Genomic DNA, 26,988 nt, shown 5'->3' on the forward strand with positions numbered 1-26,988 from the left:
ATTGGGCGAGAGTCTAGGGCCCGACAATGTGGCGGCCTATGCCGAAACCTGTCAGTTGTATTGGCGTTTCTTACCATGTGTCCGCTACAGGAACTCAGAATGATGCCCACCCGGGAAAAGGATTCGGTTGCCGTCTACTTCGTGCAGGTCATGATCCATGCACTGCGCGATCAGCCCGAGCGGCTCGCCGCGGTGCTGTGCGAAGCGGGCATCGCGCCGGCGTTGCTGACCCAGCCCGAGGCCCGGGTGCCGGCCAGCGCGTTTGCGGCGTTATGGCTGATTCAGATCCGTGAGTTGAACGACGAGTTCTTCCGCCTGGACTCCCACGGCATGCCGCCGGGCAGTTTCGCCCTGATCTGCCGTGGCCTGATCCAGGAGCCGAACCTGGGCAAGGCGCTCACCCAGTGCCTGGCCAGTTTCGCCCTGTTCCTGCGCGACTTTCGCGGCAGCCTCAGCGTGCATGGCAAGCGCGCGGTACTCAGCCTGGAAGTTGGCGGCGGCGATGAGGACACCCGGCGTTACGGTGAGGAAACCTTCCTGGTACTGATGATCAGCCTGCTGTGCTGGCTGGGCGGACGCCGCGTGCCCATCGATCGCGCCGACTTTCGCCATGTGCGTGCGCCGCTCAGCGACGATCAATTGCTGTGGGGCTACAACCTGACGTTTGGCGCGGCCCGCACCGAAATCGAGTTCGCCAGCAGCTACCTGCGTCTGGCCGTGGTGCAGGACCTGGCGTCGCTCAAGGTGTTTCTGCGCAGCGCGCCGCAATGGCTGGTGATCCGCTTTCGCAACCAGGACGGCATGGCGACCCAGGTCTACCAACGCCTGCGTGGCAGCCACTACAGCCAGTGGCCGGCGCTGGAGGATCTGGCCGTGGATTTGCACATGAGCCCCAGCACCTTGCGCCGCCGATTGGAGCGCGAAGGTTGCTCGTTTCAGGAGATCAAGGACGAAGTGCGCCGCAGCCTGGCGCTGGAACTGCTCTGCCAGACGCGCGCCAGCATCGGTGAAATCGCCGCGCAATGCGGTTTTCAGGAACCCAGCGCATTCCATCGCGCGTTCAAGAAGTGGACCGGCGAAAGCCCGGGGCGTTACCGCGAGCGGGTCCAGGGCAAAGTGTCGCGGCCTGCGCGCCTGGACGCCTGAGTCATTTTCGGTTGAGCGCCGCGTCGCGGTAAGTCCTGGGTAACTCGCCGGTCCATTGGCGAAAGGCCCGGGTGAACGCCGAAGGGTCCGAGAACCCCAGCTGTTGCGAGGTCTGGTTGATCGACATCGACGTCTGGCTCAAGTAATGAATGGCCATGTCGCGGCGTACCCCGTCCTTGAGTTTCTGGAACTTGCTGCCTTCGGCCAGCAGCTTGCGCCGCAGCGTTCTTTCCGTCAGGTGCAGCTCACTGGCGGTGCTCTGGATGGTGGCCTTGGCGAGATCGCTGACGTTCTCCAGGTGGTCCAGCACCCGTCGCGTGTAAACCGGGTAATAGGCGGGGCGGGTGAACCAGTCCACCGGTGCGCGCTGCAGGTGGTAGGCCAGGGTTTCCGCGGTTTGTACCAGCGGCGCGGTGAGCATCCGGGCGTCGAACACCAGGCAGGTCTCGGGTTGGTCAAAATGCGTGGGGCACGGAAACATCAAGCGGTATTCCGCTGAATGGGCAGGCTCGGGATGGTCGAACGTCACCCGCTTGAGCGTGATCCGCTGGCCGATCAGCCAACTGGGGAAACGATGCCAGAGCAAGAGTAAAAACCCCCTCAACAGGTAACCGGGGTCCAGGCTCGGGTCGCTCAAGGCCATGGAAAACATGGCCTCATCACCGACGACTTTCAGCTCCAGGTGCAGGGAGTCGTTCATCACGTTGTAGAAATGGCTGAGCTTGTAATACACCGAATGCAGGTTGTGCGAGTGGATCACTTGCTTGGCCATTATCGCGAAGCAGCCCTTCGGGCAGCGCTGTGAACCTGCGCCGAAAAACTCATCATCACTCAAGCGCCACACGGCCTGCATCAAGCGACTGAACTGGTCGGGGGTGATGCGCAGGTGCAGGTTGTCCAGGCGCTTGCGGCTGATGCCGGCTTCCTTGAGCAATACCTCTTCGTCCAGCGCGAGGCGGCGCGCAGCCGCCATCAGGATGTGGGCGAAGTACATGGAGATGGAATAACGCTCGATGCCCATCGTTCAGGAGTCCGGCAGCAGGGGAGGTTAGTTTAGCCAAAAGTGACTGTCCGTTTATGTCTGTTTTTCGACTGATTTGGTAATTGCCACGCGGGGCTGGATCGGAGGAAGCTGAATAGAGCTTTGCGCTGCTGGCGCCGTCCCTGCTTGCTACCGACCCAGGTTTTTAAGGTAATGGCCGTTTTGGTCAATTACCTGGCATGGGGTAGCGGGCGAAGGGTGTAGCGGCCTGTCTAACGAGTGAATGAGGAAAGTAACAATGAGTGGTTATGCCCATCCGTACCGCGACACCGAATTCGTGCTGGAGGAACTGGTCGGATTTGAGCAGTTGTGCGCGAGCGCCCAGCTTCAGGATGTCAACAGCGAGTTGGTCAGCGCCATCTTGAGCGAGGCAGGCCGCTTGGGCTCCGGCGTGCTGGCGCCGCTCAACCGGGTCGGTGATACCCAAGGTACGCACCTGGGGGAGCAGGGTGTGCAAGAGGCACCGGGTTTTGCCGAGGCATATCGGCAATTCCAGGAAGGCGGCTGGCCCTCGTTGACCGCTGCGGAGCAACATGGCGGGCAGAACCTGCCGAACGTGATCGGCACGGCCGTCAATGAGATCTGGCACTCAGCCAATATGGCGTTCGCCTTGTGCCCCATGTTGACCCAGGGCGCCATCGAAGCCATCGCCCATCACGGCTCGGCCGAACTGCAAGGCGCCTACCTGGAAAAACTGGTGAGCGGCGAGTGGACCGGGACGATGAACCTGACCGAGCCGGATGCCGGCTCCGATCTGGCGGCCATCAAGAGCCGCGCCGTGCCCCAGGGCGACCACTATCTGATCACCGGGCAGAAGATTTTCATCACCTGGGGCGATCACCAGATGACCGACAACGTCGTGCATTTGGTCCTGGCACGCTTGCCGGATGCGCCGGCGGGCGTCAAAGGCATTTCGCTGTTCGTGGTGCCCAAGTTCCTGCTCGATGCCCAGGGCCAGCCGGGTGTGCGCAACCGCGTGCAGTGCATCTCCCTGGAACACAAACTGGGCATTCATGGCAGCCCGACCTGCGTGATGAATTTCGGCGATCCCGAAGGGGCCGTCGGTTATCTGCTTGGCGAGCCGCACATGGGCCTGGCCTGCATGTTCACCATGATGAACCACGCCCGCCAGAGTGTCGGCCTGCAGGGGCTGTCGATTGCCGAGCGCGCTTACCAGCAGGCCCGTCAATACGCCAAGGACCGTCTGCAGGGCACGCGCAAGGATGGCAGCCGTTTCTCGATCATCCACTTTCCCGATGTGCGCCGGATGCTGTTGCAGATGAAAGCGTCCATCGAAGCGATGCGCGCGTTGTCGCTGGTGGCCGCCGCCGAAGTCGACCGTGCCGCGCATGCGCCCACGCCGGAACTGGCGCGCCATCACCAAGGGCGGGTCGATGTGTTCACCCCGATCGTCAAAGGCTGGCTGACCGAACTGGCCCAGGAAGTCACCTCCCTCGGCGTGCAAATCCACGGCGGCATGGGCTTCATCGAAGAGACCGGCGCGGCGCAGCATTATCGCGATGCGCGCATCCTGACCATTTATGAAGGCACCACCGGCATTCAGGCGCTCGACCTGGTGGGGCGCAAGACCCTGCTGAACCAAGGCGCGTTACTGAACAGCCTGCTCGAGGAAATGGATGAAACCGTCGAGCAACTGCGTCACATCGATGCCCTCGACTATCAGGCCGTGGCACTGGCCGCTGCGCTCGGCGCCGGGCGCGAGGCCTTGTCGCGGTTACTCGACAACGCCAAGCACGATGCGGATTGGGCCGGCAGTGTCAGCGTCAACTTCCTGATGCTCTTCGGCTACCTGTCGGGCGGCTGGCTCATGGCGCGTTCTGCTGTGCAGGCGCATGCGCAGTTGGAAGCCGGCACGGGCGATGCGGCCTTCCTCAAGGCCAAGGGCGTCAGCGCACGCTTCTACGCGGAGCAATTGTTGCCGCGGGTACACGCATTGTTGGCGGCGGTCAGCGCTGGGAGCGCGAGCATCATGGCGTTGGATGAAGAACAGTTCTGACAGCGCGTTGGTTTTTGTGCCTAACTTTTTTGAGGTTCACCCCATGCATCACCAGCGCATCCGCCTGGATTCCTTGCACGAAAAAATCATGAGCGCGGCGCAGGCCGCCGCGTTCATTCAAGACGGCATGACCGTGGGCATGAGTGGTTTCGGTGGCGCAGGGGACGCCAAGGCCGTGCCGCTGGCGCTCATCGAACGAGCGCGGCAGGATCCGCTCAAGATCAACCTGATCACCGGCGCGAGCCTCGGTCGTGGCCTGGACGGGCAGATGGCCGAGGCCGGGCTGCTGGCGCGGCGCATGCCGTTTCAAGGCGACCCGGTGCTGCGCAAGGCGATCAACGAAGGCCGTGTGGTGTTTATCGACCAGCACCTGAGCGAAGTGGTCGAACAACTGCGTGACGGCAGCCTGCCCAATCCGGATATTGCGGTGATTGAAGCGGTGGCGATCACTGAGCAGGGCCATATCGTGCCGACGTCTTCGGTCGGCAATTCGGCCAGTTTCGCCCAGACGGCACGGCAGGTCATTGTTGAGCTGAACCTGGCCAGCAGCCCCTATTTCGAAGGGATGCACGATATTTTCCTGCCCCACGGGCGCCCTGGCCGCGGGCCGATTCCGGTCATCCGCGCGGATGATCGCGTCGGCACCCAGGCCATCGAAATTGACCCTGCCAAGATCGTCGCCATCGTGCTCTGCGACACGCCGGAATCTGCGATTCCGATGCTGCCGCCCGATCATGAGACCCAGGCGATTGCCGACCATCTGGTGGCTTTCTTCGAGCAAGAAGTGGAGCACAAACGCTTGGGCAGAAGCCTGGCGCCGTTGCAGGTCGGCGTCGGCTCCATTGCCAACGCCGTCATGTGCGGGCTGATCGATGCGCCGTTCACCGACCTGGTGCAGTACTCGGAGGTGTTGCAGGATTCGACCTTCGAATTGCTCGACGCGGGCAAGCTGAAGTTTGCCTCCGGCTGTTCGATTACCTTGTCCGGCCCTTGCGGCCAGCGGGTGTTCGGCAACCTGGGAAAATACGCTGACCGCCTGGTGTTGCGGCCCCAGGAAATCTCCAATCACCCGGAAGTGATTCGACGCTTAGGTGTGATTGCCATCAACACCGCGCTGGAGTTTGACCTGTACGGAAACGTCAATTCCACCCACGTCTGTGGCACGCAGATCATGAATGGCATCGGCGGTTCGGGAGATTTCGCCCGCAACGCGCTGCTGTCGATTTTCGTGACCAAGTCGATCGCCAAGGACGGTGCGATTTCCCGCGTGGTGCCGATGGTCAGCCATGTCGACCACACCGAGCATGACGTCGATATCCTGGTGACTGAGCAAGGGCTGGCCGACCTGCGCGGCCTGGCGCCGAAAGAACGGGCCGAGTTGATCATCAACCACTGCGTGCATCCGGATTATCGCGAGGCGTTGCGCAGCTACTTCAAGGCCGCGTGCGCCAAAGGTGGGCATACGCCGCATGTGTTGAGCAAGGCCTTGAGCTGGCACATCAACCTGCAGGAAACCGGTTCGATGCAGGCGGCCGCCGTCGGCGTCTAGGGTGTCTGCGCCAACTGAAACAAGCCCGCCATTGCGGCGGGCTCCTGCCGCATTCAGAGCTGCGGTAACTGACCGACCCGCGCCATCATTTCGGTGACGATTTGCAGGTCGAGGAGGAACTGCTCGACGGTCTTGAACTCATTGTCGGTGTGCCCGGTGTACTTCTCTTCCGGGCGTGCCAGGCCGAACTGCACGCCGTTGGGCAGTTCATGCACGGAGGTGGCGCCGGCCGAGGTGCCGAACGCGTGTTTCATGCCCAGGTTTTCCGTGGCCACCGCCAACAAGGCCTTGACCCACTCACCTTCCGGGTTGCGGTACATCGGTTCGGCGATCGAGTAGGTGAAGTTCACGTTGACCTTGGTTTTCTTGTCCCAGGCGCTGAGCTTGTCGGCAATTTGCGCTTTGAGTTTCTCCGGCGACTGACCCTTGGGCACGCGCAGGTTCACCGCCAGCTTGAAGCTCTTGTCGTCGAGGTCGACGAACGTCAGCGAGGTGGTCAGTGGGCCCATGAAGTCATCGGCGAAGCCCACGCCCAATTTGCCGCCCAGGTAATCCAGGCCCCAATTGTCGGCGGCATAACGCGCCGCGTCGGTGATGTGGTTGTGCTTGAGGGCGATCTTGCCATCGACGCTGTGGATCAGCTCCAGCATGCGCGCGACCGGGTTCACCCCGGATTCCGGTTCGGACGAATGCGCCGAGACCCCGGTGACCGTCAACTGCACCTGTTTGCCGACCACCTTGGCGCTCACCTGGAAGTCACCGCCATTGCGCTCGGCGTATTGCGTACCGGCCTCTTGCAGGCTGGCCGCCAACTCGGCGGGCTTGTCGCTGAGCAACGTGGCGACCGACGCCGAGGGAATCTGGTTGGTGGCCTTGCCGCCGGTCATGGCGATGATCTCTGCGCCTTTGCCTTCGCCTTTGCGGCGTGGGAAGGTGGCCATGATCGTGCCGTAACCTTTTTCGGCAATGACCACCGGGTAGCCGCCATCCAGCGCCAGGTTGTACGGCGGCGTCGGGTTGCGTTCGAAGTAATAGGGGATCGCGTCGCCGGAGGTTTCCTCGGTGGTGTCCACCAGCAGCTTGAACGTGCGCGCCAGCGGCAGCTTCTCTTCCTTGATCACCTTCATGGCGTACATCGCCACCACGATGCCATTTTTGTCGTCTTCAGTCCCGCGGCCGTACATGCGGTCGCCAATCAGCGTGACCTTGAACGGATCGAGCCGGGTGCCGTCTTTCAACACCCAGTTTTCCGGCGTCACCGGCACCACATCCGCATGCGCGTGGATGCCCACCACTTCATCGCCGCTGCCTTCCAGGGAGATTTCGTACACGCGGTTATCGATGTTACGGAAGTTCAGGTTGAAGGCTTTCGCCAGGCCCTGAAGCTTGTCGGCGATCTTGAGGAATTGCGGGTTTTTGTACTGCGGCACGCCGTCGACGTTGAACGTCGGAATTTCCACCAGCTCGCGCAGGGTCTCGGTGGCGGCCTTGGCGTATTTCAGCCGCGCATAAATGCCCAGCAGGCGATTGATTTCGTTCTGTTGCTCGGCGCTCAGGGGTTTGTGCTCGAGAAAGGCGCTGATCGCCGGCCCCGTATCGCTGGTTTTGCCCAGCTCGCCCTGGGCCAGGGTGCCGAGGAAACCGTTGAAGTCAGTGACCGAGGTTTGGCTGAAGTCCTTCAGAATCGCCGTGCTCTGCTGTGGGGTGATATTGGCGAAAGCCGGGCTGACGAAGGTCGAAAGGCTCGCGGCGAACACGCTGGCGGCAGCCAATTGCTTGAGTGGAAAGTACATGGCGGGACGCATTCCTTTGCTGGTAGTGAGTGGGGGATTTCTGATCATTAAGTCAGAAATATTTCCACACACTACCACCACAGGGACTGAGAATGGCAGACCTTGGCGTAGGAAATTTCTCAGTCAAACGCCCCCGCGTCGAAGGGTACATCCCTGTGCGCGCGGGCGTTGAATCGTGTTCAGGTCAAGGTTGGCCAGGGTGCGGCGCAGGGTAATCGGCCGTTACGTCCAGTGCTTTGGCGTAGGGCCCATCCCACAACTGCTCATGCAATTGGCCTATACGCTTGGCCATCGCTTCGCTGTGCATGACCACCTCCAGGTTGCGCGAATTATCCAGATAACCGCCCAGCCAATTGCTGGTGCCGACCCAGGCCACTCGCCCGTCGATCTCCAAGGTCTTGCTGTGGATCACCCGTGCGTAGGGGATAAACCCTTGCTTGGCCTGGGGCAGGGTGACGATCTTGATCTGCACGTTGGGCAGCACTGCGAGGCTTTTCAAATAGGGCAGTTCCAGCGCATCGGTGTTCCAGTTGGACACCATCAGCTTGATCGACACCCCGCGTGCGGCGGCGGCACGCACCGCGTTGTCGATCACCGCATAGTAGGGCCGGGTTTTATCCGGGCCGTAGGACAGCGGCGCGTAGTCCAGCAGTTGCACGCGCACTTCGTGCTTGGCTTCGCCGAGCAGGCGCGGCAGTTCGAGTTGGGAGTCGCCCACCCCGGGCGGGTTGTAGCGTTGCGGGCTGGCCACCAGGTAATTGCCGCTGCGCGCAGGCGCCTGGCCGGCCATCGGCAGCGGTACCGGGCTGTGTGCGCTCAGCGCCGCCTGGGCTTGCCAGTCCTGATCGAAAATCGCCTGGACCTGGCCGACCACCGTGGCGTCGGTGATGCGCAGCCCGGTTTCGTGGATATGTTCCAGGGACCGCCAGTCGAAATTCTGGCTGCCGACAAACGCCTGCTGCCCATCCACCACCATGTATTTGGCGTGGATGATGCCGCCACTCAGTTGCGCGTAGGGCAGCACGCGCAAGGTCAGGTTGGGAATCGCGCGCAGGCGTTCCAGGGTGGAGGCTTCTGATAGGCGAATGCCTTTTTCCTCCAGCAGGAAGCGAATTTTCACGCCGCGTTTACCGGCGGCCTCCAGGCGCTCGATCACCCGCTCCAGCACCGAGCCTGGATGGTCGGCGGCATAAAACTGGCCGATGTCGATCGCGCTTTTCGCGCCGTCGAACAGCTCGATCCATACCGGGCCCGGCTGGCGTAGATCGGCGCTCGCCAGGTCGGTGTCCAGCGGCACGGTGTGTACCAGTTCGAACCCCGGAATTGAAAAGTCCGCCTGGGCCAGCGGACTGAGCAGCAAGCCGGCGAGGCCGGCGATACGGCATTTCATCGATAGGGACATAGGCATCTCGTCAGGGAAAAAGACAGGGCGGGCGCCTCACGCGCCCGCCCTGACAGTCATGCCGTGCGGCTGTGCAACGAGGTCGGCACCAGGTGCGGCACTTCGCCTTGCACGCGGGCCCCGGTGGCAGCGCGGATCAGCAGGATCTTCAACTGATCGTTGATGCGTTCCAGGCTGTCCTGGAAGAAGTTGTGGAACACCACGCAGAACAGCGCGATGGCGATCCCCAGGCCCGTCGCGAACAACGCGGTGCCGATACCGCCGGAAATCTGCCCAGGGTCGGACACCCCCGCGCTGGCCAACGCCTTGAAGGTGTCGATGATGCCGAGGATGGTGCCGAGCAAGCCCAGCAACGGCGCGGCGGTGGTGATGGTTTCGATGATCCACAGGCTGCGGGCCAGTGGGGCGCGGGTGGTCAGGTACTGGGTTTCGATCACATCATCCAGGTCCTTGCGCGAACCCTGCGAGGCTTTCTGTGCCAACACCGGCATCACCATGTTCAGCGGCAGGCTGTCGCGGCGGCTCAGGCTTTCCGGCAGGTCACGTTCGCTGTGTACGTGGGCGCCCAGCACCTCGGTCAAGGCACGGGCCTGGCGGCGCACATAGGCGAAGTAAATACCGCGCTCGATGGTGATAAAGATGGCGATGGCCATCGCGGCGTACATCACATAGAAGGTGATGTCGTGGAGCAGGTTCATGTTCATGTTCGATTACCTCGCCGTTAGAAATTGGCTTCCAGGGACACCGTCACGGTGCGTTCCAGGCCAACGATGTAGGCCGGGTCGCCGTCGCGGAAACCGCTGTAGCTGGCCGCGTTGGTCTTGGTGGTGTACACGCCGTCCAGGTACTTCTTGTCGAACAGGTTGTCGACGTTCAGGCGCAGGGTTGCGTCCTTCACCACTTTCTTGTCCACCGGCAGGTAGATACCGGCGCCGGCGTTGAACACGGTGCGGCCGGAGATGGCTTCGTCGTTGGTCAGGTCACCGTAGAGCTTGCTGGTGTATTTGCCGCCGAAGGTGCCGTAGAAGCGTCCGTCGTCATACCCGATGTTGGCGGCCAGCATGTTTTTCGGCACGTTGGCGAACTGCTTGCCGCTGGTGGGCAACAGGATGGCTTTGCCCGCGTTGTACACGGTCAAGTCGTCCTGTTGCTCGGCCTTGGTATAGGTGTAGGAGGTGTAGTAGTTGAAGTGGTGGGGCAGCAGGCCGCTCCATTCCAGCTCCAGGCCGCTGTTGTTGACCGATCCGGCGTTGATGTCGGCGAAGTCGCCGTTGACGTCCTTGGACGAAACCTGGCGATCCTTGAACTGCATGTAGAACAAGGTGGCGGCCACGGTCATGTCGTCGCCGGTGAAGCGCCAGCCCAGCTCATGGTTCCAGCTGGTTTCCGGCTTGGAGTTGATCGAGTCCACGCCCTTGTCGTACAGCACGTAGTTCTGCGGGATACGCATGTTGCGCGACAGGCTGTAGAACAACTGGTCGCGTTCGTCGAGCTGGTACTTGAGGCCGGCGTTGGGCAGCAGCTTGTTGTAGGTCTGGTGACGTTTTTCCGGCTGCTCGGTGAGGCTGCCGTTGTTGGTGCCGTCGCGCTTGACGTTCATGTAGGCCAGGCCGGCCACCAGGGTCCAGTCCGGGTTGATGTACCAGGTGTCCTGGGCCCAGACTTTCTGCGCCGGCGTGACGGTGAAACGATCGCGGCCTTGCACGGTGTTGCCGTTGGCATCGACCACGGAAGTGCCGTCCGGCCAGGTATCGGTAGGCTTGCCGTTGCTCTTGAGCGCGATGAACGGTTGGGTCTGGCTTTGGCGCGCGCGCTCGTACCAGTAGCCGAATTGCAGGCTGTGATCGCCCAGGTCCCAGTTCAGTTTGGTGGTAATGCCGGGGCGCCAGGTCTGGGTGCGGGAAGGGCGGTAGTACACGCCGGTGGTCGAGGAACCGTCGGCATTGTATTGCGCGGCGGTGGGCAAGTTGCCCAGGTCGAAGACGCCGCCTGCGTTCGAGCCGCGGTTCAGCGCGTAGCTCGACGAGTTGACGCCGCTGCCGTTACCCCAGAAGTAATATGGGATCACCGACAGGGCCAGGTTGTCGGCCAGTTTGAACTGGGTATTGAGCACGCCGGTAAAGGTCTGGAACGGGTTCTGCGCGAGGGCGTAGTAGCTGTTGAGCTTGCCGTTGCTGCCGACCGTCGGTGTGGCGGGGTAGGGGTCGAACTTGCGGCCGTTCTGCTGGAACTGCGATTTGGTCAGTTGGCTGTAACTGTTGTTGTCCTGCTCGTGGTACTTGAGGATCAGGTTGGCGGTGTTGCCGTTGCCGGCGTCGAAGAAGCTGTTCCACTCGACCTTGTCCGCACGCACGGCGCCCGAGCCGCGCCACATCTGCCCTTCGGTATGGGACGCCGACAGCCAGTTGCTCAGGCCGTTGACCTCGCCGGTGTTGAGCCGGGCAAAGGTCTTGCGGGTGGCGTTGCTGCCGATGGTCTGTTTGACGAAGGCCCCGGTTTCCTTGGTGGGGCGAATGGTCACGATACCGATGTTGCCGCCGCTGGAACCGATGTGCGGGCCGTCGGCCTCCGACGAGCCTTGGGTGACGAAAATCTGGTCGATGTTTTCCGGGTCGCCCAACAGGTTGGAGTACAGCGCGTAGTTGCCGGAGTCGTTGATCGGCATGCCGTCCACCGACATCCCCACCTGGTCGGAGTTAAGCCCGCGCATGGTGAAGCGAAAACCCGACAGGCCGGTGGCATCTTCGCTGGAGATGTTCAGGCCCGGGGTGTACTTGAGCTTGTCGATGGCGTTGCCGGTGGCGGTTTGTTTATCCAGTGCTTCCTTGGTTATCGTGGAGCGCCCCTTGATGCTTTCTTCCTGCACCATGTAGCCGCCACCGGCAGTGGCCTTGCCCTGTACGCCGATGGTGCCGACGTCGCTGTCGCCGGTGTCGGCCATGACCATGCCATGCCCCATGCTCGCGGCAACGAGTGCCAGATGAATCCGTGTGAACCTCATCAGTGTCGTCCTAGTGTCGGGTGCTTATTGCACGCTGTAGTTGAAGGTGGCGGTGAAGCGCTGCTCGTTGCGCCCCCCGAAGGCTTGCTCGGGGAACGGCTTGACCTGCTTGATACGCCGCAGGCTGTTGGCGGCGGCCCGGTTGAGCAACATGCTCGAGGCCGGGGTCTGCACGCCGGAGTCGAGTACCCGACCCTGGCGGTCCACCAGCAGCCAGACCACCACGTCGCCACTTGGGCGTTCGAGGGAGGCCTGGCGTCCGGTGGGGTATTGCTTGTAAGTGTCCAGCTCGTTACGCAAACCCTTGAGGTAACCGCCCTCCAGGGCCTGGCCGTCGACCTTGGGCGGTGCGGGCGGGGCCGGAGTCGGCGCAGCCTGGGCGACCGCCGCCGGCGCGGGTTTGGCCGCCACCGGGGGCGGCGTCGGCGTGGGTTTGGCGACCACGGGCTTGGGCACCGGCTTGGGCTTGGGTTCAGGTTTCGGCACCGGCTTGGGCGGTGGCGGGGGCGGTGGTGGAGGGGCCGGCTCGGCCTCTTCATCCTCGATCACCGGCGGTGGCGGTGCTTGCTCCGCCACGGGTGGCGGCACCACCTCGGGCTCCGGCTCGACCAATGCCAACTCGACCGCCGACTCGTCGTACACCGGTTCGACCTTCAACGTCTGGGACTGGATACCCAGTGCAATCAGCACCAGGGCGATCAGGGCCGGGACACTGCCCAGCAGCCGACGCGCACGAAACAGGACATACATGATCAGGACTTACGCGTGGCGATGGACACGGAGGTAAAGCCACCCAGACGCAGGGTGTCCATCACCTCCACCAGGCGCGAAACCTCCACGCCCTTGTCGCTGTTGACGATGATCGTCGACTTGGTATCCGGCTTTTCAGCCGCCTTCAGCGCCGGTACCAGAGCGTCGACCGTGAGGTCCTTGCCATCCAGTTGCAACTGGCCTTCCAGGCCCAGGGTGAGGATGAATTTGTTCTGCGGCTTGAGCTGCTGCGAACTGCTGGCGCTGGGCAGTTGAGTCTTCATGCCGAGTGCCGGAATCACGTTCAGACTCACGAGTACGAAAAACACCAGGAGGAACATCATCACGTCGATCATCGGGATCAGTTCGATGTGTGCCTTGCGTTTTTTCGGTTCGTCCCAGGTTCTCATTCCGCTACCCCGTTATTGAATTAGGGGCGACACGCTAACAACGAAAAATGACCGAACGGTTAACTTTAATTTACGTTTTGACGTGTCTAGGACGTGTCTTACAGATCGGTTTCCGGTCAATTTCACGACGTAATGAAACTGAAACGCCGGGGGTACATTCTCGAAAAATTTACACCGAGAGCCGTCTTGTATGAGTCAGTCATTGCCGCATTTGTTGACTTCGCGTTTGCTGTTGCGGGCGCTGGAAAGCGAGCAGGCCGCGGTACTTTCCAGCCTCGCCAACGGGCCGAAGATTGCTGACAACACGGCCAACATTCCATCGCCCTATACCCTGGAAACGGCCCGGACGTTTATTGACGGGATGCAAGACAAATACCGCGCCGGCAACCTGTTGAGCCTGGGCATGCACCTGCGCGAAACCGGCGAATTGATCGGCATCGTCAGCCTGCGTCTCAATGCGCGTCACCACTACGGGCACCTGGGCGGATGGGTGGCGGCGCACTGTCGCAACCAGGGCTATGCCGCCGAGGCAGCGCGTGCGGTGATGGACTTCGGGTTCGCCGAACTGGGCCTGTACCGAGTGGGCAGCCAATGCTTTGCCCGCAACAAGGAGTCGGCGCGGGTCATGGAGAAAATCGGCCTGCTGTACGAAGGCTGTATGCGCGCCGCGTTTCTCAAGAATGGGGTGTATGAGGACTTGCTCGGGTTTGCGACCGTGCGCAATGACTGGGAGCGCCGGGCGTGAGTCGCGCGGTTGACCATGATCGGCGCCGGGTACTGGCCGGGCTGGCGCTGGCCACCACCTTTTCGATCCTCAGCCCGTTTGCCCGCAGTGCGGGGATCGATTATCCGTTCACGTTGGGCGTGGCCTCGGGTGATCCGTTGCCGGATGGTTTCGTGATCTGGACGCGCCTGGCGCCGTTGTTCAATGCGGCGGACGGTCGCGGCGGGTTGGCGCGTGCGGTGCCGGTGCGTTGGCGGGTCGCCAGCGATGCGGGGATGACGCGCATTGTGAGGCAGGGTGAGGTGATGGCGAGCGAGCGCTTTGCCCACTCCGTGCATGTGGAAGTCGCGGGGCTGGAAGCCGGCAGGCCGTATTGGTATCAGTTCGAAGGGCTGGGGGCGCAGAGCGCGGTCGGGCAGTCGCGTACCGCGCCGGCTTTGCATGCCCTGGCGACGGCGCGCTTGGGGTTCGTGTCGTGCTCCCACTGGGAACGCGGGTACTTCAGTGCCTATCGTCACCTGGCGGCGGAGCAGCCGGACCTGGTGTTTTTCCTCGGTGACTATATCTACGACAATTCCTACGCGGCAGATTCGGGAAAAGTCATTCGTTCCCACGGCAGCGGCAACGCGCTGACCCTGAGCGACTATCGCAACCGCTATGCGCTGTACAAGACCGATCCGGATCTCCAGGCCTTGCACGCGGCGGCGCCCAGCGTGGCGACCTGGGACGATCACGAGGTGCAGAACGACTATGCCAACCGCTGGTCCCAGGACCCGAAGGTTGCCGTGGCGCAGTTTCTCAAGCAGCGGGCGGCGGCGTATCAGGCCTATTACGAGCATATGCCGCTGCGCGTGAGCAGCCTGCCCAACGGGCCGGATATGCGCGTTTATCGGCGCCTGGACTACGGCCGCCTGGCACGTTTCCATGTGCTCGACGGTCGACAGTATCGCTCCGAGCAACCGTGCATTCAGGCCAACGGCAGCCATCAGGGCCACATCGCCGCCATCACCTGCAGCGACTTGCGCGACCCCGCTCGCACCATGCTCGGTTGGCAGCAGGAGGCCTGGCTGGACCAGGGGTTTGCCCAGTCGAAAGCGCAATGGAACGTGATCGCCCAGGACTTGCTGGTGGCGCCGCTGCTGCAGCGCGACCTGACCCAGCACACGCTGGGCCATTGGACCGATGGTTGGGATGGCTACATGGCGAACCGTTCACGGATGCTCGCGTCCATCGCGCGCCACCAGGTCAACAACCCGGTGTTCTGGGGCGGCGATATACATTCATTCTGGGCCACCGATTTGCATGCCGATGCCAACAACCCGGACTCGCCCGTGCTCGCCACCGAGTTCGTCGGCACCTCGGTGACCTCCGATGGGCCGCCTTACGACGCCTTCACCCAGATGCTGCCGCAGAATCCCCATGTGAAGTTTTTCGACAGCCGCCAGCGCGGGTATGTATCGGTGACGTTAGATGCCCAGCGCATGCTCACGGACTTTCGTGTGATTACCGATCCGCGTGACCCGGCCGCCACGGTGTCGACGCTCAAGTCGTTCGTGGTGGAACCGGGGCGGGCCGGGGCGATCGCGGTTTAATCCAGGCTGTAGCGCACCGACAGCGTGCCCTTTTTCTCCGCCACGGCCAGGATCGTCACCTGGCCCAATTCGCCCAACGCCTGCACATGCGTGCCACCACAGGCATACGCGGGCAACTCGCCGAAGCCGACTTCGCGGATGCCGTCTTCCAGGCGCATCTGGCGCGGGTAGTCGGCGGCGATCCAGTGGTCGAGTTGTTGTTGAAGCGTGTCGGCCTCCATGGCTTGTGCGCTTTCGCCGCGGATAAAGGTGATCTTGCCTTCGCCCGGCCAGTGGTGAGCCTTGATCGGCATCCAGCCCAACGCCTCGCCGGCGTTGCCGATCAGGTGTCCGGCGGAATGCAGGCGGGTGTGCAAGGCACGGCGTGGTGCATCGACCCGTGCGTTGATCGGGCCCGGTTCTACGGGCTGGTCGAGGTAATGCACCACGCGCTCCGCCTCCTGGGTCACCCGCAGCACCCGGCTGTCGCCCAGCCAGCCGGTGTCGAATGGCTGGCCGCCGCCCTGGGGGTGGAAAATCGTCGACTGCAGCGTGACCGCAAACTGCTCTTCGTGGGCGGTGCAGCTCAGCACTTCAAGCTCGGCGGTCAGGTGGTCGTGGGTGAAAAACAGGCGCTCGGTCATCGTCTACATCCGCATCAAGGTTCTGCGGGCAGTATAAATAGTGCGCAGATGGGTGATAATCCGTTCAATTATCAATGGACTTGTGCGTCATGAGCATCAATCTTCCTTTGCCGCTGCTGGGTGAAATGGCGATTTTCGTCAAAGTGGTGGAAGCCGGCAGTTTTTCTGCGGCAGCGCGACAACTGAGCGTGTCGCCTTCGGCGGTGAGCCGCAGCATCTCGCGTCTCGAACAGGCGTTGGCCACGCGCCTGCTGCAACGCACCACGCGCAAACTGCGTTTGAGCGAGGGCGGCGAAGAGGTGTTCAAGCGTTGCCAGGAGATGGTCAACGCGGCGCGCTCGGTGATGGAAATCAGCGGCCAGTTCACCCACGAGGCCGAGGGCCTGGTGCGGGTCAGCGTGCCCAAGGCGGTGGGGCGGTTCGTGGTGCATCCGTATATGCCGGAATTTCTGCGGCGCTATCCCAAGGTCGATGTGCAACTGATCCTCGAGGACCGGCAGGTGGACCTGATCGATGACAACGTCGACCTGAGTATCCGTATCACCGACAGCCCGCCGCCGGGCCTGGTGGGGCGGCAATTACTGCCCATCGAACACGTATTGTGCGCGACGCCGCAGTACCTCGCCGAGCACGGCACGCCGAGTCATCCCCATGATCTGCTGGCGCACAGTTGCATCTACCTGGGCGAAACCCCGGGGGACTCGCGCTGGAAGTTTCGCCGGGCGGGCAAGGCGGTCACGGTGGGCGTTCGGGGGCGGTATGCGGCGAACCACACCGGCGTGCGCCTGGATGCGGTGTTGCAGCATGTGGGGATTGGCAGCTTGCCGTATTTCACGGCGCGGCATGCGTTGGATGAGGGGCGCCTGGTGCAGGTGTTGCCTGAGTGGGACTTTATTGCGTCCTACCATGGCGAGGCCTGGCTGCTGCACTCGCCGACGCGGTACCTGCCGCCGAAGGTGCGGGTGTTCATTGATTACCTGGTGGCGTGCATGGCCACCGAGCCGACGCTGCGCCGACGGTAGTGTGGGAGGGGGCTTGCGCCCGATAGCGGTGGATCAGTCATGCATGTATTGGCTGACACACCGCCATCGGGGGCAAGCCCCCTCCCACATTGAATGATCAGTGCTTGCTCTGGTCCTGCGGCATCGCCAGCAGCTGTTTTTCCTGGTTCCAGTCGAACGGTTCGTCGTTCTGTTCGGCTTCAAAGCGACGCTCTTCCAGGGCCTGGTACAGGTCCAGTTCTTCGTCGGGCATGAAGTGCAGGCAATCACCGCCGAAGAACCACAGCAGGTCGCGTGGCACCAGATGGGCGATTTGCGGGTAACGCAGGATGACCTGGCTCATCATGTCCTGGCCCAGGTACTGGCTCTCGGTAGTGTGGGAGGGGGCTTGCCCCCGATAGCGGTGGATCAGTCATGCATGTGTTGGCTGACACACCGCCATCGGGGGCAAGCCCCCTCCCACATTGAATGATCAGTGCTTGCTCTGGTCCTGCGGCATCGCCAGCAGCTGTTTTTCCTGGTTCCAGTCGAACGGTTCGTCGTTCTGTTCGGCTTCAAAGCGACGCTCTTCCAGGGCCTGGTACAGGTCCAGTTCTTCGTCGGGCATGAAGTGCAGGCAATCGCCGCCGAAGAACCACAGCAGGTCGCGTGGCACCAGATGGGCGATTTGCGGGTAACGCAGAATGACCTGGCTCATCATGTCCTGGCCCAGGTACTGGCTCTCGATCGGATCGATCGGCAGCAGGGCGCGCAGTTCATCGAAACGCTCCAGGAACAGCAGGTGGCTTTCCTCGGGCACCTGTTCGGCTTCGCCGACGGCAACCAGGATGCTGCGCAGGTGGTCGAGCAAGACGAGATGATCGGCAACGACGTTGGACACGAGATAAGTCCTCAAAGCAAAAACGGGCGCGAGAGTATATAGCTCAAGCGCCCGTAATTATATGGCCTGGGGGATCAGCGGACTTTACCCGCGGCCTGGGCCAGTTCTTCCTTGCTGAAATCATCCACGTCGATCACCTTGCGCCGTGCCGCTTCGGCTTCACGCAGGGTTTGCGCCTCGGCCGGTTGCAGCACCCCGGCGTGCAGTGCGGCGTCGATGGCCGGTTCGCCGGCAGCCGGTTTGACCTGGCCGCTTTTGAGGGCCGCATGCAGTTTTTTCTGCAGCGGATGGCTGGCGGCGAGCAGGTCGCAGGCATGTTGCAGGGCGCCCACCGGGTCTTGCGCCGATTGCGGGCGGTAGCAGCCAGCCAGCAGTTCTTCGAGGGTCGGATCGCCCTTGGCGCGACCGATCACCGCGGCCACTTCGGCATCCAGCGCATCGGACGGGCCGGTATGGCGACGGCCGAACGGGAACACGATGACCCGCAGCAGGCAACCGAGCAGCTTGTTCGGGAAGTTGCTCAGCAGTTCATCCAGCGCGCGTTCGGCTTCGCCCAGGCTTTCTTCCATGGCCCAGGTGAACAGCGGTTCCAGGTGGTCCGGCGAATCCAGGTCGTGATAACGCTTGAGCGCCGCCGAAGCCAGGTACATATGGCTCAGCACATCGCCCAGGCGTGCCGACAGGCGTTCGCGGCGTTTCAACTCGCCGCCCAGCAGCATCATGCTCAGGTCGGCGAGCAGGGCGAACGCCGCAGCTTGGCGGTTCAGCGCGCGGAAGTAAGCCTGGCTCAAGCGGTTGCCGGGGGCTTTTTCGAAGTGGCCGAGGCCCAGGTTGAGCACCAGGGTGCTGGCGGCGTTGCTCACGGCAAAGCCGATGTGCTGCATCAGCAGGCCATCGAATTCCTTGAGCGCCTGGTCGTGGTCTTCGCGGCCGGCCAGGGCCATTTCCTTGAGTACGAAGGGGTGGCAACGGATCGCGCCCTGGCCAAAGATCATCAGGTTGCGCGACAGGATGTTCGCGCCCTCCACCGTGATGAAGATCGGCGCGCCTTGCCAACTGCGGCCCAGGTAGTTGTTCGGGCCCATGATGATGCCCTTGCCGCCGTGGACGTCCATGGCGTGGCTGATGCATTCGCGGCCGCGCTCGGTCAGGTGGTACTTGAGGATCGCCGACAGCACCGAGGGTTTTTCGCCGAGGTCCACCGCGTTGGCGGTGAGTATGCGTGCGCTGTCCATCAGCCAGGCGTTGCCGCCGATGCGGGCGAGGGCTTCCTGGATACCTTCGAAGGCCGCCAGCGGCACGTTGAACTGCTCGCGTACCTGGGCGTATTGGCCGGTCACCAGGCTGGTGAACTTGGCTGCGCCGGTGCCGACCGCCGGCAGGGAAATCGAGCGGCCCACCGACAGGCAGTTCATCAGCATCATCCAGCCCTTGCCGAGCATGTCCTGGCCACCGATCAGGTAGTCCAGGGGGATGAACACGTCCTTGCCGGAGTTGGGCCCGTTCATGAACGCGGCGCCCAGCGGCAGGTGACGACGGCCGATGTCAACGCCCGGCGTATCGGTGGGAATCAACGCGAGGCTGATGCCCAGGTCTTCTTCTTCGCCCAGCAAGTGGTCCGGGTCATGTGCCTTGAACGCCAGGCCGAGCAGGGTCGCGACCGGGCCCAGGGTGATGTAGCGTTTTTCCCAGTTCAGGCGCAGGCCGAGGGTTTCCTCGCCTTGCCATTGACCTTTGCAGATCACCCCGGTGTCGGGCATGGCGCCGGCGTCGGAGCCGGCCAGCGGGCCGGTCAGGGCGAAGCAGGGAATATCGTCGCCACGGGCCAGGCGCGGCAGGTAGTGGTTGCGTTGTTCATCGGTGCCGTAATGCAGCAGCAGCTCGGCCGGGCCGAGGGAGTTGGGGACCATCACGGTGGACGCCAGGTCGCCGCTGCGGGTCGCGAGTTTCATCGCCACCTGGGAGTGGGCATAGGCGGAGAAGCCTTTGCCGCCGTACTCCTTGGGAATGATCAGGGCGAAGAAACCATGGGTCTTGATGTGTTCCCAGGCGGCGGGCGGCAGGTCCATGGCCTGGCCGATTTGCCAGTCGCTGACCATCGCGCACAGTTCTTCGGTCGGCCCATCGATGAACGCCTGCTCTTCTTCGGTCAGGCGTGCCTTGGGGTAGGCCAGCAACGTGTTCCAGTCGGGGCGGCCGCTGAACAGCTCGCCGTCCCACCAGACGGTGCCGGCGTCGATGGCATCGCGCTCGGTCTCGGACATTGGCGGCAAGACCTTCTGAAACCAACTGAACAGCGGCTTGGTGAAGTATTCGCGGCGCAGGTCGGGCAGCAGCAGCGGCGCGGCCACGATGGCAATCAACACCCAGCAGATCAGCAGCAGCCAACCCGGTGCGTGGCTCCAGGCGCCCATCGCCAGCAGGTATACGGCGACCACGCCGAGGGCGGGCAGGGGCGCGGTGCGGCGGTGTGCCAGGTAGGCAATGCCGACCACCAGAACCAGTATCCACAACAACAACATATTCAATCCTCCGTGAAACCAGGGGCGAAACCACCGTTGAGCTTAGTCGGCATCCGAGAAAGCGCGGTGATCAGGGTGTGGCGAGTTGTACTGGAAGCACCTTGGGATCACCGATCACCAGGCGCCGACATTTGGCCGAATCGTCGTTATCGCTGTGGCGGACCTGTCGTTAGACTCCAGGCTTCCCCCGGAGATCAAACCCATGGAAACGTACCTGAATCCCAGCCGCTTCATCGATAGTGACCACCCTGCGGTGGTGGAGTTCGCCGAAAAACATCGCGGTTCCAGCGCGGATTCAGGTGACCAGGCAGTCAGTCTTTATTACGCCGTGCGTGAGGCGGTGCGCTACAACCCCTATACCTTCAGCCGCGACCCCAACACCCTGAACGCCAGCTTCGCCCTGGCTGCCGGCCAGAGCTACTGCGTGCCCAAGGCCACCTTGCTCGCCGCCTGCGCACGGCACTGCGGGATTGCGGCGCGCATCGGCCTGGCGGATGTGCGCAATCACCTGTCGACGCCACGCCTGATCGCGCTGCTCAAAAGCGATGTGTTCGCCATGCACGGTTATACCGAGCTGTACCTGAACGGGCGCTGGGTCAAAGCCACGCCGGCGTTCAACCAGCAATTGTGCGAGCTGTTCGATGTGCCGCCGCTGGCGTTCGATGGGATCAACGACAGTGTGTTCCACGCCTTCAATCGCCAGGGCAAGCGCTCGATGGAGTACCTGGTGGACCATGGGCAATTTGCGGATGTGCCCGAAGATTTCTTCTTTGCCCACCTGGAGAAATGTTACCCGCACCTGTTTGGCGAGCAGATGCCGAGCGTGCTGGGTGACATGCAGGACGATTTAAGCCGCCCGTGAACCGGCGTATGCTGCTGCGTTCATCAAGCCATGTTCATCAACAATAAGGCGCGGTCATGCTGAAGATCTGGGGGCGTAAAAATTCATCGAACGTCAGGAAAGTCCTGTGGTGCGCCGAGGAACTCGGCCTGGACTATGAGGCCATCGATGCGGGCGGGGCGTTTGGCGTGGTGGACACGCCGCAATACCGCGCATTGAACCCGAACGGCCGGGTGCCGATGATCGAAGACGGCGACTTCGTGCTGTGGGAATCCAACACCATCGTGCGTTACCTCTGCGCCAAGCAGGCGTCGAACTGGTACCCGAGCGACGTGAAGGCGCGGGCCAGTGCCGAAAAATGGATGGACTGGACCACCTCGACCCTCGCCGAGCCGTTCAAGGCGGTGTTCTGGGGCGTGGTACGCACCCCGGCGGAAAAACAGAACTGGGACAGCATCAACGCCGGGCGCCAGGCCTGCATCGATGCACTCGGCACCGTGGAGAAGGCGCTCGCCGAACAGCCCTACCTGTCGGGCGACGCCATCGGCATGGGCGATATCCCCTTGGGCTGCTTTGTTTACGCCTGGTTTGAAATGCCCATCGAACGCCCGGCCATGCCCCACCTGGAGGCTTGGTACCAACGCCTGCAACAGCGCCCGGCGTACCGCAAAGCGGTGATGACCGCGTTGACCTGATACTGACTATTAATACAGGTGACTGTACTTGTGCGGCGCGGGCAAGCACCATGTTTGTCATGCGCCGCCGTTGAACGATGCACGGTGTGCCCTCATCTATTGTCCCTATTCCCTTCTTTGGTGCGTATTCCGCTATGAGTTCCGCTCTGTCCATCCGGCAGCTAACCAAAACCTACGGCAACGGTTTCCAGGCCCTGAGTGGTATCGATCTGGACGTTGCCGAAGGTGATTTCTTCGCCTTGCTCGGCCCCAATGGCGCCGGCAAATCCACCACCATTGGCATTCTCTCGACCCTGGTCAACAAGACCAGCGGCACGGTGAATATCTTCGGCCATGACCTGGACAAATCCCCGGCGGCGCTCAAGCGTTGCATCGGCGTGGTGCCCCAGGAATTCAACTTCAACCAGTTCGAAAAGACCTTCGACATCGTCGTGACCCAGGCCGGCTACTACGGCATCCCGTCGAAAGTCGCCAAGGAACGCGCCGAGCAGTACCTGACCCAACTGGGCCTGTGGGACAAGCGCGACGTGCCTTCGCGTTCGCTCTCCGGCGGCATGAAGCGACGCTTGATGATCGCCCGCGCGCTGGTCCACGAACCGCGCCTGCTGATCCTCGATGAGCCCACCGCGGGGGTGGACATTGAACTGCGTCGCTCGATGTGGACCTTCCTCACCGAGCTGAACCAGAAAGGCATCACCATCATCCTCACCACCCATTACCTGGAAGAGGCTGAGCAACTGTGCCGCAACATCGGCATCATCGACCACGGCACCATTGTCGAGAACACCAGCATGCGCAACCTGCTGGGCCAGTTGCATGTGGAAACCTTCCTGCTCGACCTGAAGACCGAACGGTCGGCGCCGCCGCAATTGCTCGGCTACCCATGCCGCCTGGTGGACAGCCGCACCCTGGAAGTCCAGGTGGATAAAGCCATGGGCATCACCGCGCTGTTCGGCCAATTGGCGACCCAGCACATCGAAGTGCTGAGCCTGCGTAACAAAACCAATCGCCTTGAGGAGTTGTTCGTGTCCCTGGTGGAAAAAAACCTGGCGAAGGTGGCGGTATGAATTCTGAACTGCAACCCAACCTCATCGCCCTGCAAACCATCGTCTACCGCGAAGTGAAACGCTTTACCCGGATCTGGCCGCAGACCCTGCTGCCGCCGGCGATCACCATGGTCCTGTACTTCGTGATCTTCGGTAACCTGATCGGCCGGCAGATCGGCGGCATGGGCGGTTTCACCTACATGGAGTACATCGTGCCGGGCCTGATCATGATGTCGGTGATCACCAACTCCTACGGCAACGTGGTGTCGAGTTTCTTCGGCAGCAAGTTCCAGCGCTCCATCGAAGAACTGATGGTTTCGCCGGTGTCGCCGCACACCATTCTGATCGGCTACACCTTGGGCGGCGTGCTGCGTGGCTTGATGGTCGGCGTGATCGTGACCTTGTTGTCGTTGTTCTTCACCCAACTGCAAGTGCATCACCTCGGCATCACCCTGGTGGTGGTGGTGCTGACGGCGACGATCTTCTCGCTGCTGGGCTTCATCAACGCGGTGTTTGCCCGCAACTTCGATGACATTTCGATCATCCCGACCTTCGTGCTGACGCCGCTGACCTACCTGGGCGGGGTGTTCTACTCCATTACCTTGCTGCCGCCGTTCTGGCAGACCGTGTCGCTGGCCAACCCGGTGCTGCACATGGTCAACGCCTTCCGCTACGGCATCCTGGGCGTGTCGGATATCCGGATCAGCGTGGCGATCACCTTCATGGTCGTGGCCACGGCGGTGTTGTACATCGGTTGCGCGCGGTTGCTGGTGAGCGGGCGCGGGATGCGGACGTAACGCCGGATTACACGCCGTAAAAAATGTGGGAGCGGGCCCCGTTCCCACATTGGTTTCTGAATAACGTCTTTACCCTTGCAGCGCCAACTCGATCAGCGCGTGCAGCTCATCCACCGCCAGTGGCGCGGGGGAGAACAGAATGCGAAACACCGTCGGCGCCGCGAGCAGGTTGATCAGGCGGTCCGCGCTCGGCGGTGGCGGCGTGGCGTTCGGGTAGCGCTCGACGATCGTTTGAAGCTGCCCGCTAAGGATGCTCACGCAATACCCCGGCGTCTGGCTGGATTGCACATCGCGCATCATGTTGCGCCCCGGCTCCGAACTCATCTCATCCAGGTATTGCTCGGCCCACGCCCGCAGGTCGCCGCGCAGGCTGCCGGTGTTGGCCGGCGCGCTGTCCGGGCGCATGCGCGCCAGGGCCACATCGGCGAGCAACACCGAGAGGTCGCCCCAGCGGCGGTAGATGGTCGACGGCGTGACGCCCGCGCGCGCCGCGATCATCGGTACGGTGACGCTGGACCGCTCATGGGTTTCCAGCAGTTCGCGCACCGCCGAATGGACGGATTCTTGTACCCGGGCACTACGGCCCCCCGGGCGGAGGCCTTCTTTTATCGCCATGCCTGTGACCTTAACACAAAGAATTTGCTTTAAGCGGCGAGCAGTAGCACACTCGACAAAAGCAAAATATTAGCTTTAACGGAGCGTGCCCATGTCCAGCCTCACTTCTCATCGTTCCAGCCTGGTGTTCCTGGCGATCACCTTGCTGACGTTCCTGGCGGCCTCCAGCGCGCCGACGCCGTTGTATCACCTGTACCAGGAGGGCCTGCATTTTTCCTCGGGCATGCTCACACTGATCTTCGGGGTCTACGCCTTGAGCCTGCTGGCGGCGCTGTTGACCGTGGGCTCGCTGTCGGATCACCTGGGGCGCAAGCCGGTGATTTTTGCCGCACTGGCCCTGAATATGCTGGCGATGCTGCTGTTTATCAATGAGAGCAGCGTGGCCTGGCTGATCGCCGCACGGACGCTGCAGGGTTTCGCCACCGGCATGGCCACCGCGGTATTGGGCGCGGCCCTGCTCGACACCGACCGCCAACAGGGGCCGCTGGTCAATAGCGTCGCGCCCTTGCTGGGCATGGCTTGTGGCGCGATGGGCAGCAGCCTGCTGGTGGAATTCGCGCCGCTGCCCACCCAGTTGATCTACTGGACACTGCTCGCGTTGATGCTCGGGCAGGCCATGTATGTGTGGCGTTTGCCGGAAACCGTCAGTCGCATCCCCGGCGCGCTGGCGTCATTGCGCCCGACTTTGCACGTGCCGCCGCAAGCGCGCCGGGCGTTGTGGCTGTCGTTGCCGGTGGACGTGGCGGTGTGGGCCATGGGCGGCTTCTATTTGTCCCTGGCGCCGTCGCTGGTACGGGCGGCGACCGGCTCGACCTCCAACCTGATCGGTGGCGGCCTAGTCGCGGTGTTGACCTTGAGCGGCGCGCTGATGATTTTCAGCCTGCGCAATCGCCCGGCCCACAAGGTCCTGCGGTTGGGCGCCAGCCTGCTGGCCGTTGGCGTGGCACTGATCCTCGCGGCGGTCCACAGCGCCAGCCTGCCGCTGTTTTTCATCGCCACGTTGATCGCCGGCAGTGGTTTTGGCGCGGGCTTTCTCGGGGCCTTGCGCAGTGTGGTGCCGCTGGCCTTGCCCCATGAGCGGGCGGGGTTGATGTCGGCGTTTTACGTGCTGAGCTACCTGGCGTTCTGCCTGCCGTCTTTGCTGGCGGGCAATCTGATCCGCAGTTTTGGCCTCATCGCCACCACGGACGGCTATGGTGTCGTGCTGATCATGCTGACCCTCGGCGCCCTGGCCGGGTTGCTGCGCCAGGATGCATTGCGGGTCGGGTGCAAGGGCAGCGCCTGATGCTATATTGGTAAAATAGATAACAGTTAGAGATATTACCCGTTATATAGATATGCGCTCAGGTTCTACCATGGCCCCAACCTCCTACGAGGAAGAGGATTGCCATCATGACCTGCTCGACCACCCTGAACTACAAACCCTTCAGCCACCTGGCCCGTCCGCGGGAAGTGATCCGCCAGTTCACCCCGAACTGGTTCGCCGCCACCATGGGCACCGGGGTGTTGGCGCTGGCGCTGGCGCAACTGCCGGTCAATCTGCCCGGCATGTACGCCATCGCCGAAGGGTTGTGGCTGTTCACCATCGGCCTGTTCATCCTGTTCAGCGCCTTGTATGCGGCGCGCTGGGTGATGTTTTTCGACGAAGCGCGACGGATCTTCGGGCACTCCACGGTATCGATGTTCTTCGGCACCATTCCCATGGGCCTGGCTACGCTGCTCAACGGTTTGCTGCTGTTCGGCCTGCCGCGCTGGGGTGCTGGCGTGGTGCCGCTGGCCGAAGCGCTGTGGTGGCTGGACGTGGCGATGGCAGTGGCCTGCGGTGTGCTGATTCCGTTCATGATGTTCACGCGCCAGGAACACAGCATCGACCAGATGACCGCCGTCTGGCTGTTGCCGGTGGTCGCCGCTGAAGTCGCCGCTGCCAGCGGTGGCTTGTTGGCGACGCACCTGGCGGATGCCCACGGGCAACTGGTGATGCTGGTGACCAGCTACGTGCTGTGGGCATTTTCCCTGCCGGTGGCGTTCAGCATTCTGACCATCCTGATGCTGCGCATGGCCCTGCATAAGCTGCCCCACGCCAACATGGCCGCGTCGAGCTGGCTGGCACTTGGCCCGATCGGCACCGGCGCCCTCGGTATGCTGCTGCTGGGCGGCGATGCACCGGCGATCTTCGCCGCCAATGGCTTGCCCACTGTCGGTGAAATCGCCTACGGCCTGGGCCTGATCGCCGGGATTACCCTGTGGGGCTTCGGTTTGTGGTGGATGCTGATCGCAGTGCTGATCACCCTGCGTTACCTGCGCGCCGGCATCCCGTTCAACCTGGGCTGGTGGGGCTTCACCTTTCCGTTGGGGGTCTACGCCCTGGCCACGTTGAAGCTGGCGAATGTGTTGCACCTGGGGTTCTTCAGCGTAGTGGGCGGCGTGCTGGTGCTGGCGTTGGCGCTGATGTGGTTGGTCGTCGCCAAGCGCACCGTTCAGGGGGCCTATAAAGGTGAGCTTTTTGTTTCGCCGTGTATTGCAGGATTAGGGAATAAGTAAG

At 62.5% G+C, this 26,988-nt stretch carries 23 protein-coding genes and 1 pseudogene; 12 read left to right on the plus strand and 12 right to left on the minus strand.

From position 1 onward, the window contains the following. Positions 1–99: 99 nt before the first annotated feature. Entirely contained in the window at positions 100–1,146 is a 1,047-nt protein-coding gene (locus C8K66_RS05755) for an AraC family transcriptional regulator (RefSeq protein WP_046384175.1), read from the plus strand. Between the two features lies 1 nt (position 1,147). Here C8K66_RS05755 and C8K66_RS05760 read toward each other — a convergent pair whose 3' ends face one another. Next, on the minus strand, positions 1,148–2,167 hold the full coding sequence (locus C8K66_RS05760) for an AraC family transcriptional regulator (RefSeq protein ID WP_108524436.1): 1,020 nt from the start codon (positions 2,165–2,167) through the stop codon (positions 1,148–1,150). 259 nt (positions 2,168–2,426) lie between these two features. Here C8K66_RS05760 and C8K66_RS05765 point away from each other — a divergent pair, with 259 nt between their 5' ends. Next, the gene (locus C8K66_RS05765; RefSeq protein ID WP_046384173.1) at positions 2,427–4,205 is read left to right on the plus strand and encodes an acyl-CoA dehydrogenase; all 1,779 of its coding nucleotides are present in this window, start codon (positions 2,427–2,429) and stop codon (positions 4,203–4,205) included. A gap of 43 nt (positions 4,206–4,248) precedes the next feature. Then, on the plus strand, positions 4,249–5,754 hold the full coding sequence (locus tag C8K66_RS05770; RefSeq protein WP_108524437.1) for an acetyl-CoA hydrolase/transferase family protein: 1,506 nt from the start codon (positions 4,249–4,251) through the stop codon (positions 5,752–5,754). Positions 5,755–5,807: 53 nt separating this feature from the next. Here C8K66_RS05770 and C8K66_RS05775 read toward each other — a convergent pair whose 3' ends face one another. The 6 genes from C8K66_RS05775 to C8K66_RS05800 all read right to left on the minus strand — a co-directional run bounded on the left by C8K66_RS05775 (position 5,808) and on the right by C8K66_RS05800 (position 13,110). Beyond that, entirely contained in the window at positions 5,808–7,547 is a 1,740-nt protein-coding gene (locus tag C8K66_RS05775) for a dipeptidase (RefSeq protein ID WP_108524438.1), read from the minus strand. Positions 7,548–7,731: 184 nt separating this feature from the next. Continuing rightward, positions 7,732–8,949 (minus strand): phospholipase D-like domain-containing protein, encoded by a 1,218-nt coding sequence (locus C8K66_RS05780; RefSeq protein ID WP_108524439.1) that lies wholly within the window; start codon positions 8,947–8,949, stop codon positions 7,732–7,734. 56 nt (positions 8,950–9,005) lie between these two features. Continuing rightward, entirely contained in the window at positions 9,006–9,653 is a 648-nt protein-coding gene (locus tag C8K66_RS05785) for a MotA/TolQ/ExbB proton channel family protein (RefSeq protein WP_046384169.1), read from the minus strand. Positions 9,654–9,670: 17 nt separating this feature from the next. Beyond that, complete coding sequence (locus tag C8K66_RS05790) at positions 9,671–11,950, minus strand: TonB-dependent receptor (protein ID WP_046384168.1); 2,280 nt, start codon at positions 11,948–11,950, stop codon at positions 9,671–9,673. A gap of 24 nt (positions 11,951–11,974) precedes the next feature. Next, positions 11,975–12,700: an energy transducer TonB gene (locus tag C8K66_RS05795; protein WP_046384167.1), complete on the minus strand. Its 726-nt coding sequence runs from the start codon at positions 12,698–12,700 to the stop codon at positions 11,975–11,977. Between the two features lie 2 nt (positions 12,701–12,702). Further along, the gene (locus C8K66_RS05800) at positions 12,703–13,110 is read right to left on the minus strand and encodes a biopolymer transporter ExbD (protein WP_005786670.1); all 408 of its coding nucleotides are present in this window, start codon (positions 13,108–13,110) and stop codon (positions 12,703–12,705) included. A 190-nt stretch (positions 13,111–13,300) separates the two neighbouring features. Between C8K66_RS05800 and C8K66_RS05805 the strand changes: the two genes are divergently transcribed. After that, positions 13,301–13,855, plus strand: coding sequence for a GNAT family N-acetyltransferase (locus C8K66_RS05805; RefSeq protein ID WP_046384166.1), 555 nt, complete (start codon positions 13,301–13,303; stop codon positions 13,853–13,855). Beyond that, positions 13,852–15,426, plus strand: a complete 1,575-nt coding sequence (locus C8K66_RS05810; protein ID WP_108524440.1) for an alkaline phosphatase — start codon at positions 13,852–13,854, stop codon at positions 15,424–15,426. The genes C8K66_RS05805 and C8K66_RS05810 overlap by 4 nt, the downstream gene beginning before the upstream one ends. Here the strand turns inward: C8K66_RS05810 and C8K66_RS05815 are convergent. Then, positions 15,423–16,049: a hypothetical protein gene (locus C8K66_RS05815; RefSeq protein WP_057005309.1), complete on the minus strand. Its 627-nt coding sequence runs from the start codon at positions 16,047–16,049 to the stop codon at positions 15,423–15,425. The two genes, C8K66_RS05810 and C8K66_RS05815, sit on opposite strands and share 4 nt — an antisense overlap. An 89-nt stretch (positions 16,050–16,138) precedes the next feature. Between C8K66_RS05815 and C8K66_RS05820 the strand changes: the two genes are divergently transcribed. Further along, a complete protein-coding gene (locus tag C8K66_RS05820) occupies positions 16,139–17,071 on the plus strand; it encodes a LysR family transcriptional regulator (protein ID WP_046384163.1) in 933 nt (310 codons plus the stop codon). 97 nt (positions 17,072–17,168) lie between these two features. Here the strand turns inward: C8K66_RS05820 and C8K66_RS05825 are convergent. From C8K66_RS05825 to C8K66_RS05835, 3 genes and pseudogenes are all read right to left on the minus strand, one after another. Next, positions 17,169–17,435 (minus strand): annotated as a pseudogene (locus tag C8K66_RS05825) (PA2817 family protein); the annotation flags it as partial. A gap of 87 nt (positions 17,436–17,522) precedes the next feature. Beyond that, entirely contained in the window at positions 17,523–17,930 is a 408-nt protein-coding gene (locus C8K66_RS05830; protein WP_017846829.1) for a PA2817 family protein, read from the minus strand. A gap of 74 nt (positions 17,931–18,004) precedes the next feature. After that, the gene (locus tag C8K66_RS05835; protein WP_108524441.1) at positions 18,005–20,452 is read right to left on the minus strand and encodes an acyl-CoA dehydrogenase; all 2,448 of its coding nucleotides are present in this window, start codon (positions 20,450–20,452) and stop codon (positions 18,005–18,007) included. A 202-nt stretch (positions 20,453–20,654) separates the two neighbouring features. Between C8K66_RS05835 and C8K66_RS05840 the strand changes: the two genes are divergently transcribed. The 4 genes from C8K66_RS05840 to C8K66_RS05855 all read left to right on the plus strand — a co-directional run bounded on the left by C8K66_RS05840 (position 20,655) and on the right by C8K66_RS05855 (position 23,831). Further along, entirely contained in the window at positions 20,655–21,314 is a 660-nt protein-coding gene (locus C8K66_RS05840; RefSeq protein WP_079443197.1) for a transglutaminase family protein, read from the plus strand. Positions 21,315–21,370: 56 nt separating this feature from the next. Continuing rightward, complete coding sequence (locus C8K66_RS05845) at positions 21,371–21,988, plus strand: glutathione S-transferase family protein (RefSeq protein ID WP_017846832.1); 618 nt, start codon at positions 21,371–21,373, stop codon at positions 21,986–21,988. Between the two features lie 134 nt (positions 21,989–22,122). After that, positions 22,123–23,055 carry an ABC transporter ATP-binding protein gene (locus C8K66_RS05850; RefSeq protein WP_017846833.1) on the plus strand — a complete coding sequence of 311 codons (933 nt, stop codon included), beginning with the start codon at positions 22,123–22,125 and terminating at the stop codon, positions 23,053–23,055. Continuing rightward, positions 23,052–23,831, plus strand: a complete 780-nt coding sequence (locus tag C8K66_RS05855) for an ABC transporter permease (RefSeq protein ID WP_017846834.1) — start codon at positions 23,052–23,054, stop codon at positions 23,829–23,831. The genes C8K66_RS05850 and C8K66_RS05855 overlap by 4 nt, the downstream gene beginning before the upstream one ends. Before the next feature lie 69 nt (positions 23,832–23,900). Here C8K66_RS05855 and C8K66_RS05860 read toward each other — a convergent pair whose 3' ends face one another. Further along, positions 23,901–24,446 carry a TetR/AcrR family transcriptional regulator gene (locus C8K66_RS05860; protein WP_046384160.1) on the minus strand — a complete coding sequence of 182 codons (546 nt, stop codon included), beginning with the start codon at positions 24,444–24,446 and terminating at the stop codon, positions 23,901–23,903. A 91-nt stretch (positions 24,447–24,537) separates the two neighbouring features. Between C8K66_RS05860 and C8K66_RS05865 the strand changes: the two genes are divergently transcribed. Both C8K66_RS05865 and C8K66_RS05870 read left to right on the plus strand, forming a co-directional pair. Beyond that, positions 24,538–25,731, plus strand: a complete 1,194-nt coding sequence (locus C8K66_RS05865; RefSeq protein WP_057005848.1) for an MFS transporter — start codon at positions 24,538–24,540, stop codon at positions 25,729–25,731. A 107-nt stretch (positions 25,732–25,838) separates the two neighbouring features. Then, complete coding sequence (locus C8K66_RS05870) at positions 25,839–26,987, plus strand: TDT family transporter (RefSeq protein ID WP_017846837.1); 1,149 nt, start codon at positions 25,839–25,841, stop codon at positions 26,985–26,987. Position 26,988 lies beyond the last annotated feature (1 nt).

It is taken from the genome of Pseudomonas sp. GV105 (assembly GCF_003058185.1).
GTDB classification, from domain to species: Bacteria; Pseudomonadota; Gammaproteobacteria; order Pseudomonadales; family Pseudomonadaceae; genus Aquipseudomonas; species Aquipseudomonas veronii.

Excerpts from the sequence above, each read along its gene's own strand:
- C8K66_RS05775 (WP_108524438.1), bottom strand. The coding sequence starts at position 7,547 with ATGTACTTTCCACTCAAGCAATTGGCTGCCGCCAGCGTGTTCGCCGCG.
- C8K66_RS05795 (WP_046384167.1), bottom strand. The coding sequence starts at position 12,700 with ATGTATGTCCTGTTTCGTGCGCGTCGGCTGCTGGGCAGTGTCCCGGCC.
- C8K66_RS05820 (WP_046384163.1), top strand. The coding sequence starts at position 16,139 with ATGAGCATCAATCTTCCTTTGCCGCTGCTGGGTGAAATGGCGATTTTC.
- C8K66_RS05840 (WP_079443197.1), top strand. The coding sequence starts at position 20,655 with ATGGAAACGTACCTGAATCCCAGCCGCTTCATCGATAGTGACCACCCT.
- C8K66_RS05800 (WP_005786670.1), bottom strand. The coding sequence starts at position 13,110 with ATGAGAACCTGGGACGAACCGAAAAAACGCAAGGCACACATCGAACTG.
- C8K66_RS05790 (WP_046384168.1), bottom strand. The coding sequence starts at position 11,950 with ATGAGGTTCACACGGATTCATCTGGCACTCGTTGCCGCGAGCATGGGG.
- C8K66_RS05755 (WP_046384175.1), top strand. The coding sequence starts at position 100 with ATGATGCCCACCCGGGAAAAGGATTCGGTTGCCGTCTACTTCGTGCAG.
- C8K66_RS05845 (WP_017846832.1), top strand. The coding sequence starts at position 21,371 with ATGCTGAAGATCTGGGGGCGTAAAAATTCATCGAACGTCAGGAAAGTC.
- C8K66_RS05865 (WP_057005848.1), top strand. The coding sequence starts at position 24,538 with ATGTCCAGCCTCACTTCTCATCGTTCCAGCCTGGTGTTCCTGGCGATC.
- C8K66_RS05860 (WP_046384160.1), bottom strand. The coding sequence starts at position 24,446 with ATGGCGATAAAAGAAGGCCTCCGCCCGGGGGGCCGTAGTGCCCGGGTA.
- C8K66_RS05815 (WP_057005309.1), bottom strand. The coding sequence starts at position 16,049 with ATGACCGAGCGCCTGTTTTTCACCCACGACCACCTGACCGCCGAGCTT.
- C8K66_RS05805 (WP_046384166.1), top strand. The coding sequence starts at position 13,301 with ATGAGTCAGTCATTGCCGCATTTGTTGACTTCGCGTTTGCTGTTGCGG.
- C8K66_RS05780 (WP_108524439.1), bottom strand. The coding sequence starts at position 8,949 with ATGTCCCTATCGATGAAATGCCGTATCGCCGGCCTCGCCGGCTTGCTG.
- C8K66_RS05835 (WP_108524441.1), bottom strand. The coding sequence starts at position 20,452 with ATGTTGTTGTTGTGGATACTGGTTCTGGTGGTCGGCATTGCCTACCTG.
- C8K66_RS05870 (WP_017846837.1), top strand. The coding sequence starts at position 25,839 with ATGACCTGCTCGACCACCCTGAACTACAAACCCTTCAGCCACCTGGCC.
- C8K66_RS05855 (WP_017846834.1), top strand. The coding sequence starts at position 23,052 with ATGAATTCTGAACTGCAACCCAACCTCATCGCCCTGCAAACCATCGTC.
- C8K66_RS05850 (WP_017846833.1), top strand. The coding sequence starts at position 22,123 with ATGAGTTCCGCTCTGTCCATCCGGCAGCTAACCAAAACCTACGGCAAC.
- C8K66_RS05785 (WP_046384169.1), bottom strand. The coding sequence starts at position 9,653 with ATGAACATGAACCTGCTCCACGACATCACCTTCTATGTGATGTACGCC.
- C8K66_RS05765 (WP_046384173.1), top strand. The coding sequence starts at position 2,427 with ATGAGTGGTTATGCCCATCCGTACCGCGACACCGAATTCGTGCTGGAG.
- C8K66_RS05770 (WP_108524437.1), top strand. The coding sequence starts at position 4,249 with ATGCATCACCAGCGCATCCGCCTGGATTCCTTGCACGAAAAAATCATG.
- C8K66_RS05760 (WP_108524436.1), bottom strand. The coding sequence starts at position 2,167 with ATGGGCATCGAGCGTTATTCCATCTCCATGTACTTCGCCCACATCCTG.